This window comes from Nocardioides sp. 1609, from assembly GCF_004522105.1.
Lineage (GTDB): Bacteria > Actinomycetota > Actinomycetes > Propionibacteriales > Nocardioidaceae > Nocardioides.
Window position 1 is genome coordinate 584,135 of sequence record NZ_SPUJ01000004.1, and the last position, 14,268, is coordinate 598,402.

Below are 14,268 nucleotides of genomic sequence, written 5' to 3' on the forward strand. Positions count from 1 at the left end.
CCTGCCGGGAGCGCCCTTCCTACCCTTGCCTCCCCAGGCCACCAGGAGTGCAATGTCGATCTCGAGGGCGATCCGCCGCCACCGCGTCGCCATCGCGACCAACGCGGCGCTCCTCGTGGCGGCGACCTGCGTGGTCGTCGTGGCCACGCAGGCCGACGGCTACCGCAAGCACGAGGCGCAGCTCAACGACGGCGGCATCTGGGTCACCAACGGCCGCGACGGCTACCACGGCCGCGTCAACAAGCCCATCGGCGAGCTCGACGGCGTCACGTTCGCCGAGCAGGACGCCCAGCTCGACGTCGTCCAGGACGGCGCCGCGGTGCTCGGCATCGACGTGTCGGCGGGCGTGGTCTCGACCATCGACCCCGCCAAGGTCTCGCTGCCCGACGGCGAGAACGCCGCGTTGCCCGCCGCCGCCCAGGTGCAGCTGGCCGGCGGCAGCCTCGCCGTCCTCGACCCGGCCGACGGCAGCCTGTGGGCGACCCGGGTCGACACCCGCCGCGGCGTCCCGCCGGTCGCGGCCCTCGACTCCCAGGCCGACCCGCTCGCCGTCACCGCCCCGGACGCCGCCCTCGCGGTCACCGTCGACGGCGGCCTGGTCGTCGCCTCCGCCGAGGACGACGTCCTGCGCACCTTCGCGGCCGGCGACGGCGGCTTCGGCGCGCCGAGCGAGGTCGCGCTGGGAGCCGACCTCGGCCGCACGGTCGCGGTCACGACGGTCGGCGAGCGCGCCGTCGTCCTCGACACCGAGTCGGGTGCGCTGCAGGTGGTCGGCGGTGCCGACGCCGACCTGCCCGCCGGGTCGGTCCTCCAGGTGCCCGGCCCCGACGCCGACGTCGTCCTGGTCGCGACTCCCGACCGGCTCGTCGGGATCGACCTGGCCACCGGCGCGGAGACCGAGGTCGTCGCCGACGCCGGAGGCCGGCCGACGGCGCCGGTGCGGCTCGGCGCCTGCGTCTACGGCGCCTGGTCCGGCGGGTTCGGTGCGGTGGCCACGGTCTGCGGCGACGGCCAGCCGAACGTCGACGACCTCGGCACCGAGACCAGCGACCTCGTCTTCCGGGTCAACCGCGGCGAGATCCTGCTCAACGACCGCGGCACCGGCGCCGTCTGGAACATCGACTCCGACCAGCCGACCCGCCTCGACAACTGGGACGCCTTCCAGCTCAAGCCCGACAAGTCCGACGACGACAACCAGAACGAGAACACCGACGACGGCGACCGGCGTCCGCCCGAGGCCAAGGACGACGCCCTCGGTGCCCGGGTGGGGCGCACGACCGTGCTGCACCCGCTCGACAACGACACCGCTCCCGGCGGGCGGCTGCTCGCGATCTCGGGGGTCGAGCCGCCACGCGGCTCCGAGGCGGCGGTGACGGTCAGCCCCGACGGCCAGACCGTGCAGATCGACCTGCCCGAGGGCTCCGGCCCGACGCGCTTCGACTACACCATCGACGACGGCCGCACCGGGCTCTCCGACACCGCGACCGTCACGGTCACCCCGCGCACCGACGCCGCCAACGCCACGCCGCAGCTGCGCGAGGGCTTCGAGCCGCGGGTCTGGGCGGTCCCGGCCGGCGGCACCCTCGACATCCCGGTCCTGCCCGACTGGCGCGACAAGGAGGACGGCGACCCGCTCGCCCTCGACGGGGCCGTCGCCGTCGGCGGGGAGAGGAGCGGCGCGGTCGCGCGCACGACGTCCGCCGGGCGGGTGCGGTTCACCGCGCCGGCCGAGAGCGGCGTCGTCACCGTGACGTACTCCGTCACCGACGGGATCGGGGCGCCGGTGGAGGACGAGCTGGAGTTCCAGGTGCAGTCGCTCACCGACCGCAAGTCGTTCCCCGGCGTCGCCGAGCCCGACGTGGTCTCCGGCGAGGTCGGCCGGACGGTGACGATCCGTCCGCTCGGCAACGACCTGCCCGGCTCCGACCCGATCACCCCGACGGCCCGGACCGCCCTCGCCGGCAAGGTCGCCCAGCCCGCCGGCACCGAGGTGACGACCGACCTGGTCGACGGCACCATCAGCTTCACCGCCACCCAGGCGCGCACCTACTTCCTCGACTACGACCTCCGCTTCGGCAACGCGCCGTTCGCGCCGGGGCGGATCCGGGTCGACGTCAAGGCGCCCGACCGGCCGCCGAAGGCTCCGGTCGCGATGCCCGACAGCGTGACGCTCCACGGCCAGGCCGCCACGCTGGTCGACGTCGTGGCCAACGACATCGACCCGACCGGCGGGGTGCTCGTCGTGCAGGGCGCGGCACCCGACGCCGCCAACGCGCTCGACGTGGCCGTGGTCGAGGGCCGCTGGCTCCGCATCGCCGCCCGTCAGGGCCGGCTCGACCCCAACCCCCAGCTCGTCCGCTACACCGTCAGCAACGGCGCCCGCTCCGGCGTCCAGGGCGAGGTCGTCGTGGCGTGGCGGCCGGCGCCCGACGACAACACCCCGGTCACCGAGACCGACCGCGTCGTCGTCCGGGCCGGGGGAGGGGTCTCGGTCCCGGTCCTCGACAACGACTTCAGCCCGGCCGGCGACGAGCTCGAGCTCGTCGGGCACGGGCCCGGCGGCGAGGCCGGGGTGCTCGAGGTCCGCCCGCCCGGCGAGGAGGACGTGCCGACCGGCCAGGCCTTCGTCACCGACCGGTTCGTGCGCTACGTCGCCCCCGACGGGCTCGAGGACGCCGAGACGTTCACCGTGCGCTACCTCGCCACCAACACCACCGGCGACCGCGCGCCGGGCACCCTCGAGATCCAGGTCGTGCCGAGCACCCGGCGCAACGAGCCGCCCGAGCCGCCGGTGCTCGAGGGCCGCGCCGTCGCGGGTGACACGATCAAGCTCCGGATCCCCGGCGCCGGCGTCGACCCCGACGGCGACCCGGTCACCCTCACCGGCATCGACTCGGCGCCGTCGCTGGGCCGGGTGGTCCGGTTCGGGGCGAGCTCGATCGTCTACCAGGCCTACCCGGGCAGCGTGGGCACCGACGAGTTCGGCTACACCGTCGCCGACCCGAACGGCGGCAGCGCGGCCGGGACCGTGCGCATCGCCGTCGTCCCGCCGGGCACCCCGCAGCCCCCGCTCGCCGTCCCCGACACGGTCACGACCGAGCCGGGCCGGCTGGCCCGCGTCGACATCCTCGCCAACGACTACGTCGCCGCGGGCGATCGCGTGGAGGCCACGCTGGTCGACCCACCCGCCGGCGTCAGCCTGGAGACCCCGCAGGGCCCGATCGTCATCGAGGCGCCGGACACGCTCGAGGCCCGCACCCTCCAGGTCGTCTACCGGCTCTCGAACGGCCTCGACGCCTCCCAGACGAGCGTCACGCTGCGCCTGGCGACGCCCTACAACAACCCGCCGGTCGTCTTCGACGCCTACGGCACCCCGGCCGACGAGGGCGCGGTCGACGGTGCCGGGGGGACCGGCGACGTCGACGGCCGCGGCGACGCCTCGACGGTCACCGTCGACGTCCTCGAGACGGCCTACGACCCCGACGGGGAGCCCGAGGACCTCCGGGTCAGCAAGGTCTTCGCGCCGCAGGGCACGACCGCCACCATCGCCGGCGGCGAGGTCACCGTGCAGCGCGGGGCCGAGCCGATGGTGGTGCCGTTCCGCGTGCGCGACGCCGACGGCGGCGCCGCGACCGGCTCGATCTACGTGCCTCCGGTCGACGCCGGCGCGCCGTACGTCGTGCCGGGCGCCTCCATCGAGGTGGACCCCGGCGAGACCGAGAGCCTCGACCTCGCCGACTACGTCGTGAACCCGGGCGGCGGGCCGGTCCAGTTCACGCTGCAGGACCGCATCTGGGCCTCGCCCGAGGGTGACGTGCAGCCCACCATCACCGACGACGGGGCCTTCGACGTCGCCGCCTCCGACCGCTACGAGGGCCCGGGCGCGGTGGTGTTCGAGGTGACGACCGGCGACGGCGTCGACGATCCCGACGGCATCGAGGCGACCCTGTCGGTGCCCGTCCAGGTCGGCCGGCCCCGCCCGGTGCTGCGCTGTCCCGACACCCCGGTCCGGATCGCCCAGGACCGCACCATCGGCCTCGACGTCGCGTCGTTCTGCCACGTCTGGACGCCCGATCCCGAGGACGTCGACTCGCTGTCGTTCGACGCCGACTGGCAGACCTCGGTCGACGGCTTGAGCATCGTGCAGCCCAGTGGCTCGACCATCGAGGTCAACGCCGCCGGCAACGCCGCGGTCGGCAGCCGCGCCACCCTGCAGGTCACCGCCGAGGGCAGCGAGCCCGGGCTGGTGCAGCTCCTCGTCGTGGAGTCGCCGCCGCCGTCGATGTCGCCGGTGCGGCTCGAGGACATGCGAGCCGGCGAGGAGCGGACGATCGACCTCGCGCCGTACCTGCGCGCCGGCGTCCCGAACCCGGAGCCGGAGGTCCTCGAGGTCGCCCAGGTCGGCAACCTCGACGTCCAGGCGACCTCCGAGGGCTCCCGGGTCACCATCACCACCGGTCCCGAGGTCGACGGCCGCGCCGAGCTGCGGGTGCTGATGAGCGACGTCACCGGGTCGAACGGGCCGGAGCGGCAGGTGGAGGGCCGCATCACCTTCGACGTCCTCGACGTGCCGGACGTGCCGACCGCGCCGGTCCCTGGCACCACGGTGCGCGACCAGGAGGTGGCGCTGGGCTGGCGCGCGCCCGACGCGAACGGCGCCCCGATCGACCGCTACGAGGTGCGCGGCACCGGAGGGGTGGGTCGCGAGTGCGGCGGCACGTCCTGCGACGTCACCGGACTGACCAACGGCCAGGACTACCGCTTCGAGGTGCGCGCCCACAACGCCGTCGGCTGGTCGGGGTGGAGCCCGCAGTCGAGGGTCGCCACGCCCGACGCCAAGCCGGGGCGGGTCGGTCCGATCCAGGTGGTCGCGGAGGGCGACACCAGCCTCCGACTGCGCTGGACGCCGCCGACGACCCAGACCTCCGACATCCGTGAGTACGTCGTCTCCTGGGACGACGGCGGCAGCACCACCACCCGGCGTCCGGAGGTCACGGTCACCGGGCTCGACAACAACCAGCGCTACACCTTCACCGTCTACGCCGTGAACGAGCGGTTCGCCGGTGAACGCCGCTCCGGCGGGCCCTACCAGTCGGTCGGCACGCCGGCCGCCCCGGCCGCGCCCACCCTCACCGAGAACCGCACCAGCAGCCGGCAGACGGCCGTGATCGTCTCGTGGCCCGCGGTCGACCCCAACGGGCCCACGCCGCTCAGCTACACCGTGCTGCGCGACGGGTCACCGCTTCCCGCGTGCACCGACCAGGCCGCCACGTCCTGCGTCGACGGCGGCATCGGCTACGACGGCCGCAAGTACCGCTACGCCGTCCGGGTGACCAACAAGGGCGGCGCCGGCCGCACCGCGACCGGGCCGCCGTCGGAGTTCGTCGCCGTCGGCGACCCCGAGGCGTGGGGCGACTGGTCGGTCACGGCGACCGGTCAGGACAACCAGTCCCGTGCCGACTTCACCGTGCCGGTCTCGAACGGCGCCGAGTCGCGGGTCAAGGTCATCGTCGGCACCACCGTCGTCGAGCAGTTCCAGGGCGCCGGCGGGCAGTCGCGCACCGTCACCGTCCCGAACAACGACGGAGCGCACCAGGTGCGGCTCGAGGTGTGCAACGAGCTCGACCGCTGCTCGCCGTCGGCGCCGAGGTCGGTGCAGACCTACGGGCCGCTCGGCGCCCAGCACATCGTGTCGATGACCTCCACCCGTGGCGACGTCGTCCCCAGCCAGGAGATCGGCTGGCGGATCACCGTCGACCCCAACGGCGACCCCGCCACGGTGCGGGTCACCAGCAACCAGGGCCGCGACGAGACGATCACGATCCCGGGCGTGGACACCTACACCTTCGACACCCAGCTGCGGCGGATCGGCTACGACACGACCGAGACGATCACGGTGCGGCTGTCCGACGCCGCGCCGGCCCGCGGCCCGGCCACCCGCACCGCCGAGTCGGTGCGCACCGACCAGCCGCTGCTGCCGTCGGTCGAGGTGACCCGGGGCGACCGGTGCAGCGACCGGGCCGGCTCGTCGCTGCCGAACTGCTACACGACGTCCGGCACGGTGTGCACCCACGCCTCCTGCGGCTACATCACGATCATCATGAGCAACTTCAGCGGCAGCAACACCTACTGCACCATCGACTCCTCGACCGGGGGCGGCTTCGGACGCAAGGGCCCGTTCGGCGACGGGTCGCACCAGACCGGCGCGTACTACGGCAACCCCGGTGGCTGGGTCAGCGCGACGTGCGGGGGCGCCACGAGCCCGAGATACACGTGGCCGGGCAGCTGACCGGCCCCGCTCCGACCGCTTCCGACCCGACCGTGACAGGACCCGCATGACGATCACCCGCGAGCAGGCCGCCTGGTTCCACCAGACCTTCGACCAGCTCACCGACAACATCGAGAAGGCCGTGCTCGGCAAGCGGCACGTCGTCCGGCTGGCCCTGACCTGCCTGCTCTCCGAGGGCCACCTCCTGCTCGAGGACTTCCCGGGCACCGGCAAGACGATGCTGGCGCGGGCGCTGGCCAACACCGTGCAGGGCAGCCACGCGCGGATCCAGTTCACCCCCGACCTGCTGCCCTCCGACGTCACCGGCGTGACCGTCTACGACCAGCACAAGGGCACCTTCGACTTCCACCCCGGGCCGATCTTCCACTCGATCGTGCTGGCCGACGAGATCAACCGGGCCTCGCCCAAGACCCAGTCGGCGCTGCTCGAGGTGATGGAGGAGGGCCGGGTCACCGTCGACGGGAAGCCCCACGAGGTGGGCCGGCCGTTCATGGTGATCGCGACCCAGAACCCGATCGAGCAGGCCGGCACCTACCGGCTCCCCGAGGCCCAGCTCGACCGGTTCCTGATGAAGAGCTCGGTCGGCTACCCCGACAAGGCCGCGACCATCGAGCTGCTCCTCAACGCCAAGGTCCGCGACCGCGCCGCGCTCGTGACCCCGGTGATCACCGCGCAGACCATCGCCCAGATGAGCGGCCTCGCCGACGAGGTGTACGTCGACCCGGCCGTCATCGGCTACGTCGCCGAGCTCGCCGAGGAGTCGCGCCGCCAGCCGCACGTCAAGCTCGGGCTCTCGGCCCGGGGCTGCCTGGCCTTCATCCGGGTCGCCAAGACCTGGGCCGCCGCCGACGGGCGCGACCACGTCGTCCCCGACGACGTGCGGGCGCTGGCGGAGCCGGTGCTGTGCCACCGGCTGCTGCTCGACGCGGAGGCGCAGTTCACCGGCGTGACCGTCGACGCCGTCGTCTCCCGGCTGCTCGACGCCGTCGCCCCGCCCACCGACCGCGTCGCGACCCGCTGATCGTGCTGCGACCGTGCTGACCCGGGCCCGCGCCGCGCTGGGGGTGGTCCGCCCGCTGGGCTGGCTGCTCCTCGGCCTCGGCGTGCTCGCCCTCGCCGTCGCGTCGCAGACCCGGTGGCGCGAGCTCGTCGTCCTGGGGGCCGCCTGCCTGCTGCTGCCGGCGTTCTGCCTGCCGTTCCTCCTGGGCCGCACCCGGGTGCGGGTGGCGATCGTCCTGGAGCCGTCGCGGGTGGTGGCCGGCAGCTCGGTCTCGGGTGGCGTCGACGTCACCAACACCTCGACGCGACGGATGCTGCCCACGCTGCTCGAGCTGCCCGTCGGCGCGGCCGTGCACCGCTACGGCGTCCCGGCGCTCGCCGCGGGCGCGACCAGCGAGGAGTCCTTCACGATCCGCACCGAACGTCGCGGGGTGATCGAGGTCGGGCCGGCGGTCACCCGCCGCGGCGACGCCGTCGGCGTGTTCTCCCGCGACTCCGTGTGGGCCGAGGTCCAGGAGGTGCTGGTGCGGCCCCCGCTCGTGCCGCTCGACGCGATGGGCGCCGGCCTGCTCCGCGACCTCGAGGGCGTCGAGACCGACGCGATCTCCCAGAGCGACCTCGCCTTCCACGCCCTGCGCGAGTACGTCGCCGGCGACGACCTGCGCCACGTGCACTGGCGCTCCTCGGCGAAGGCGATGGGCGCGGGCCAGCAGCAGCTGCTCGTGCGGCAGTACCTCGACACCCGGCGCAGCCACGCCACCGTCGTGGTCGACGACGACCTCGCGTCGTGGGCCGACGACGACGAGCTGGAGATCGCGATGTCGGTCGCCGCCTCGGTGCTGGTGCGCGCGATCACCGACGAGTTCGAGGCGACGTTCGTCTGCGGTCCGACCGCCAGCTCCGGCGTCGACGGCAACCTCGCCCTGGACGCCGTCTGCCGTGCCGCGCCCGGCACCGTCGGGCTGGTCGGCGCCGCTCGGAGGGCGGTCGACCTCGCTCCCGACACCAGCCTGCTGTTCCTGCTCACCGGCGCCGCCGCCGGGCTCGACCCGCTGCTGCGCGCCGCGGCGGTCTTCCCGCCCGAGGTCCGACGACTGGCGCTCCTGGTCGAGCGCGGCGTGAAGCCCGGCGTCACCGAGGTCAGCGGGCTGTCGGTCCTGCGGCTCGGCGACAAGGACGACCTCCCCGGCCTGCTGCGGTGGAGCGTGTGATGCGCCGCTTCCTCCCCTCCCGCACGAGCGCCGTCGACCTCGGCTTCCTCCTCGCCCTGTGCCTGGTCGCCCTCGCCGGGCTGGCGACGACCTTCACCGGAGTCGCCCACCTGCTCGTCGCCGTCCTCGGCCTGGTCCTCGGTCTCGCGCTCACCGGGCTGGTGCGGGCGCTGCGCTGGCCCGGCATCGCGGCCGTGACGCTGGGGGTCCCGGTGTTCTTCGGCGTCGGCGCGCTGGTCGCCGCGACGTCGGTCGGCACCGTCGCCGACCAGGTCGTCGGCGGCTGGAAGGAGCTGCTCACCACGCTCCCGCCCGTCCAGGGCACGGGCGAGGTGCTCGTGCTGCCGTGGACGCTCGGCCTCGTCGCCGGGCTGCTCGGCGGCCTCACCGTCGGGGTCCGGTCCGGCCCGGCCCTGCTGCGCTCGGCGCTGGCGCTGCTCGCGCCGGTGCTGCTGCTCGTCGCCGTCATCCTGCTCGGCGTCGCCCGGCCGCAGTCGCTGTGGCTGCAGGGCACGGTCTTCGCGGTCCTCGCGATCGGCTGGGTCGCCGTCCGCGAGTCGCGGCGCCGGCGCCCCGTCGACGGACGCCACGGGCGCTGGCGTCGCGGCGTCGCGGGCGTCGTCCTGGTCGTGGCCGCGGGGGCGCTGGCGATGCCGGTCACCTCCGTCGCGCTCGGGGACGACACCGGCCGCACCGTGCTGCGCACCCAGGTGCGCCCGCCCTTCGACATCGGGCAGTACCCCTCGCCGCTGGCGTCGTTCCGCCGCTACGTCGAGGAGCCCGACCCGGTCGAGGCCGAGAACCTGTATGACGAGACGCTCCTCACCCTCGACGGCGCGCCCGCCGGGTCCCGGCTGCGGATCGCGACCTTCGACCGCTACGACGGGATCGTGTGGGGCGCCTCCGAGGGCGCCGACCCCTCCACCGCGGCGGATGCGTTCCAGCGCGTCTCCAGCACGATCGACAACCCGGTCCGGGGACGACGGGTCTCGGTCGAGGTCACCGTGGGCGACGGCTACGACGGGGTGTGGCTGCCGACCGTCGGAGCGCTCCAGGAGCTCGAGTTCGACGCCGGGGACCCCACGACGAAGGCGGAGTCCTGGCGCTACAACCTGGCCACCTCCACCGCCGTCGTCCCGACCGGGGTGCGACCGGGCGACGTCTACCACTTCACCGCGGTCGAGCCGGACGACGAGCTGTCACCGACCGACGCCCCGGCCGAGGTCGTCACCGACGTGCCGTTCGCGGCGTCGTTCCTCGACACCCAGGCGGTGCAGTGGTCGGCCGGGGCGTCGGAGCCGATGGAGCGGGTCTTCGCGATCGCGGACCACCTCAAGGTCGAGGGCAAGTACTCCGACGGCGTCCTTCAGGCCGAGCGGATCTACCACCCCGGCCACCACGTGAAGCGGCTCGGCGACGAGTTCGCCAACGCGCCGATCGCGGTCGGCAACGACGAGCAGTACGCCGCGGTGATGGCGCTGCTCGCCAACAAGGTCGGCGTGCCGGCGCGGGTCGTGCTCGGTGCCGTGGTGCCCGACGACGGCGTCGTGCAGGGTCGCGACGTCTCGGCGTGGGTCGAGGTGCAGGTCGTCGACGGGAGCTGGCGGACGCTGCCGACCGAGACGTTCATGGACCTCGACCGGCCGGCCGAGCAGCCGCCGCTGGCCGAGCAGGAGATGAGCGGCACCGTCGTCCCGCCGCCGGCACCGGTCCCGCCGCCCTCGACGCTGGCCGAGCAGACCGAGGCCGAGCTCGAGGCCCGCAAGATCGAGCGCAAGGACCAGGACGACGGCGCGGTGGTCTCCGGCTGGTTCGGCTGGGTGCTGGCCGCCGTCGGTGGGCCGCTGCTGCTCGCCCTGCTGGTCGTCGGCACCATCGCCGGGCTCAAGGCGTGGCGCCGGCGGCGCCGCCGTGGCGCAGCGCGCGCCTCGGCGCGGGTGGTCGGGGGCTGGCGCGAGCTGGTCGACCACGCCCGCGACCTCGGCCGGCCGGTCCCGGTCGGCAGCACCCTGACCCGCCGCGAGCAGGCGCCCCACGTGCCGTCGCCGGCGGCGCCGGCCCTGGCCCGGCACGCCGACGGACTGGTCTTCGGCCCGGCCGAGCCCGACGCGGCGGTGGCTGCGGAGTTCTGGGCGCTGGTGGACGCCGAGCGCCGGGCCCTGACGTCGGCCGCCACCCGCCGGCGCCGGCTGCGCGCCGTCGTCGCGGTCCGCTCCTTCCGGCGGCGCTCGTGAGCCGGTCGGCGCCGGCGCCGTTAGGGTGGCGCACGACATGAGCGACCACACCCGCGCACGCCTCGTCGTGCAGTCCGCCCAGGGCCAGCACGAGTTCGACCAGGACCGGGTCGTCGTCGGACGTGAGCAGACCTGTGACGTGGTGGTCGCCGACCCGCGCGCCTCGCGGCACCACCTGACCTTCGAGCGGCAGGGCGACGCCTGGTTCGTCGCCGACTCGAGCACCGGCGGCACCTTCGTCGGCGGCGCGCGGGTCTCCCGGCTCCCGGTGGGCCCGGCCGCGACGTCGTACACCCTCGGCGACCCGCACGGCGAGACGGTCGTCGCCTGGCTGGTGGCCCCGGTCCGGCCCGCCCCGGTCCCGCCGCCGTACCAGCCCGCCCAGCACGGCGGGCCCGCCCAGCCCGCCGGCCCGCCGCCGCACCGGTCGGCGCCGCCGCCGTACCAGCCGACGCCGCCGCCCCTCGGCGACGCGCCCGTGGTCGCCCAGGCGGTGCTGCCGCCGGGCCAGCTCGAGCACGGCCGCACGATGATGCCCGCCAGCGCCGGCTTCGGGCGGTCGGTGACGATCGGTCGCGACCTGTCCAACGACATCGTGCTCGACGACCCGCTGGCGTCGCGGTTCCACGCCCGGCTCGAGCTCGGGCAGCAGCCCGGCGCGGCGATGCTCCACGACCTCGGCAGCTTCAACGGCGTCTTCGTCAACGGCCAGCGGGTCGCCGGCTCCGTCCGGGTCGACCCGGGGTCCGAGGTCATCGTCGGCAACCAGACCTTCCGCTGGGACGGCACCCAGCTGCTGACCTCGGCCACCCAGCACGAGTTCACCCTCTACGTCGACGGGCTCTCCGTCGTCGTCGGCGGCGGCAAGCGGCTGCTGGAGAACGTCTCCTTCACCCTCGCGCCGTCGTCCCTCACCGCGGTCATCGGTCCGTCCGGCGCCGGCAAGTCGACCCTGCTCGGCGCCCTCACCGGGCTGCGGCCGGCGACCCACGGTCGGGTGATCTGGCAGGGCCACGACCTCTACGCCCACTACGACCAGCTGCGCTTCCAGATCGGCCTGGTGCCCCAGCAGGACATCCAGCACCCGCAGCTCAAGGTCCGTCAGGCGCTCGGGTACGCCGCCGAGCTGCGGCTGCCGCCCGACACCCGGCCCGAGGAGCGTGCCCACCGGGTGCACACCGTGGCCGGCCAGCTCCAGCTGCAGCAGCGCCTCGACAACCGGATCGGCACCGAGCTCTCGGGCGGGCAGAAGAAGCGCGTCTCCATCGCCACCGAGCTGTTGACCGCGCCGCCGCTGCTGTTCCTCGACGAGCCGACGTCCGGCCTCGACCCCGGTCTCGACCTCGAGGTGATGCGGCAGCTGCGCTCGCTCGCCGACGACGGCCGCGTGGTCGTGGTCGTCACCCACTCGGTGCTCGCCCTCGACGTGTGCGACAACGTCATGGTCCTCGCCCCCGGCGGCCGGATCGCCTACTTCGGGCCGCCGGCCGGCGTCCTGGCCCACTTCGGTGTCAGCAACTACCCGGAGGTCTTCGACCTGCTCGACGAGCCCGACCTCTGGTCGCGGATCACCCCACCGCGGTCCTCGACCGACACCGGCCGGCTCCCGGCGCCCGCCGCGCCCGTGCCGGCCCCGCCGCGCCAGTCGATCACCCGGCAGCTCTCCACGATGGTGCGCCGCAACACCGCCGTCGTGGTGGCCGACCGGCTGCTGCTCAGCATGCTCGTCGCGCTGCCGCTGGTGCTGGGCGGCCTGAGCCGACTCGTCCCCGGCGGCTCGGGGCTGTCCCTCGACGACACCCGACGCTGCCCGCCCAACAGCGACGCGGTCGGGCCGCTGCGCTGCCAGCCCACCCAGGACGGCCAACCCTTCGGCGACCTCGTCGACAAGCTCCTCTCGCCCGGGGAGGCGTCCCAGCGCCTCATCGTCCTCATCGTGGCGGCCTGCCTGATGGGGACCGCGATCGCCATCCGCGAGCTCGTGGGGGAGCGGCCGATCTTCCGGCGCGAGTACGCCGTGGGCCTCTCGCCCGGTGTCTACTTCGCCAGCAAGATCGTGGTGCTCGGCTCCGCGGCGTTCCTGCAGGGGCTGGTGGTCACCTTCATCGCGGTCGTCGGCCTGCCCGGGGCCGACGGCGAGCTGGGCACGGCCCGGATCGCGCTGACGATCGGGGCGCTGTCGTTCACGATGGCGGTCGTCGGGCTCTGCCTGTCGGCGCTGGTCACCAGCACCGAGCAGACGATGCCGGCGCTGGTCGGCATGATCATGGTCCAGCTCGTCCTGTCGGGCTCGCTGTTCGCGATCAACCGACCGGTGCTCGAGCAGATCTCCTGGCTCTCGCCGTCGCGGTGGGCCTACGCCGCCTGCGCCTCGTCCATGGGCCTGACCCGGGCCCAGGGCGAGCGTGAGAAGGAGGACTGGATCGCGCGTGCCGGCGGTGCGCACTTCGTGATGGACGTGCTGATGCTCGGCCTCCTGGGCACGATCGCCGTCGGCATCGGGTTCTGGCTGGTCCGTCGCAGCGCGACCTCCGACGGCTGAGCCTCACTCGTCGAAGGGCCCCTCGAGGTCGATGTTGAACTCGGAGTCCTTGCGCGACAGGAGCTCGCGCCGTTCGGCGGGCGTGAGTGCCTCGAGCTGGGCGACGACGTCGGACGGGAAGCCGGTCACCTCCCGGGCGGGGGCGAGCGGCACGATCGTGTGGACGACGCGGTCGGCGTAGAGGTGCGCCACCGTGAACGCCTGGTGACCGTCGACGCCCGACACGAACCGGTCGACCGGGACGGGGTCGCTGGTGTAGCAGGACGCCGAGGCGACCGAGACCGGGATGCCGGCGAACGTGGAGTACGTCGAGATGTGCAGGTGCCCGGCGAGGATGACGCGGACGTCGGTGCCGGCCAGCACCGCGGCGAGCGCCGGCTGGTCCTCGAGCTCGATCACCTCGGCGGCCCGCAGCATCGGCACCGGGATCGGCGGGTGGTGCATCGCGAGCACGGTGCCGTGCCGCGCCGGCGTCGCCAGGACGTCGGCCAGCCAGGCCAGCTGGGCTGGCTCGAGCTCGCCGTGGTGGTAGCCGGGCACGCTCGTGTCGAGGGCGACCACGCGCAGCCCGTCGACCTCGAGGACCCGGTCCTGCGGACCGTCGTGGCCCGGCTCGTCGTACAGGCTCGCGGCGTACGTCGCCCGCTCGTCGTGGTTGCCCATCGTCCAGACGACCTGGGCGCCGAGCTCGGCGGCCACCGGCTCGACGAGCGCGCGCAGGCGCGCGTACGCCGCCGGCTGGGCCTTGTCGGCGAGGTCGCCGGTGAAGAGCAGCACCTGGGGCGCCGGGTCGAGGTGCCGGAGTCGCTCCAGGGCCAGGAGCAGGCCCCGCTCGGGGTCGACGGCGCCGTACTGGAGGCCACCGGTGGCGAGCAGGTGCGGGTCGCTGAGGTGGACGACGACGTGACGCGGGGACGGGTACTGACCTAGCTGCACGGATCGAGGTTAGTGCGCACCCGTACCGGGGAGTGGAGAACCTGGCCGTCGAGGAGA

6 protein-coding genes are annotated in these 14,268 nt (G+C 74.4%); 5 read left to right on the plus strand and 1 reads right to left on the minus strand.

Features of this window, described 5'->3' with window-relative positions; translation table 11 throughout:
- The first annotated feature begins 52 nt into the window (after positions 1–52).
- The 5 genes from E4623_RS13195 to E4623_RS13215 are packed head-to-tail and all read left to right on the plus strand — an operon-like array spanning position 53 to position 13,275.
- Positions 53–6,289 carry an Ig-like domain-containing protein gene (locus E4623_RS13195; RefSeq protein WP_134766967.1) on the plus strand — a complete coding sequence of 2,079 codons (6,237 nt, stop codon included), beginning with the start codon at positions 53–55 and terminating at the stop codon, positions 6,287–6,289.
- 46 nt (positions 6,290–6,335) lie between these two features.
- On the plus strand, positions 6,336–7,310 hold the full coding sequence (locus E4623_RS13200; protein ID WP_134766968.1) for a MoxR family ATPase: 975 nt from the start codon (positions 6,336–6,338) through the stop codon (positions 7,308–7,310).
- Between the two features lie 13 nt (positions 7,311–7,323).
- Positions 7,324–8,499: a DUF58 domain-containing protein gene (locus tag E4623_RS13205; protein WP_134766969.1), complete on the plus strand. Its 1,176-nt coding sequence runs from the start codon at positions 7,324–7,326 to the stop codon at positions 8,497–8,499.
- Positions 8,499–10,733 carry a transglutaminase domain-containing protein gene (locus E4623_RS13210; protein WP_134766970.1) on the plus strand — a complete coding sequence of 745 codons (2,235 nt, stop codon included), beginning with the start codon at positions 8,499–8,501 and terminating at the stop codon, positions 10,731–10,733. Before E4623_RS13205 ends, E4623_RS13210 begins: the two co-directional genes overlap by 1 nt.
- Before the next feature lie 37 nt (positions 10,734–10,770).
- Positions 10,771–13,275: an ATP-binding cassette domain-containing protein gene (locus tag E4623_RS13215; protein WP_134766971.1), complete on the plus strand. Its 2,505-nt coding sequence runs from the start codon at positions 10,771–10,773 to the stop codon at positions 13,273–13,275.
- Between the two features lie 3 nt (positions 13,276–13,278).
- On the opposite strand, the gene E4623_RS13220 is transcribed toward E4623_RS13215, so the two are convergent.
- The gene (locus E4623_RS13220; protein ID WP_134766972.1) at positions 13,279–14,211 is read right to left on the minus strand and encodes a metallophosphoesterase; all 933 of its coding nucleotides are present in this window, start codon (positions 14,209–14,211) and stop codon (positions 13,279–13,281) included.
- Positions 14,212–14,268: the final 57 nt, after the last annotated feature.

Bases quoted from the DNA above. Each gene is read 5' to 3' on its own strand.
- E4623_RS13195 (WP_134766967.1), top strand. From the start codon at position 53: ATGTCGATCTCGAGGGCGATCCGCCGCCACCGCGTCGCCATCGCGACC.
- E4623_RS13200 (WP_134766968.1), top strand. From the start codon at position 6,336: ATGACGATCACCCGCGAGCAGGCCGCCTGGTTCCACCAGACCTTCGAC.
- E4623_RS13210 (WP_134766970.1), top strand. From the start codon at position 8,499: ATGCGCCGCTTCCTCCCCTCCCGCACGAGCGCCGTCGACCTCGGCTTC.
- E4623_RS13215 (WP_134766971.1), top strand. From the start codon at position 10,771: ATGAGCGACCACACCCGCGCACGCCTCGTCGTGCAGTCCGCCCAGGGC.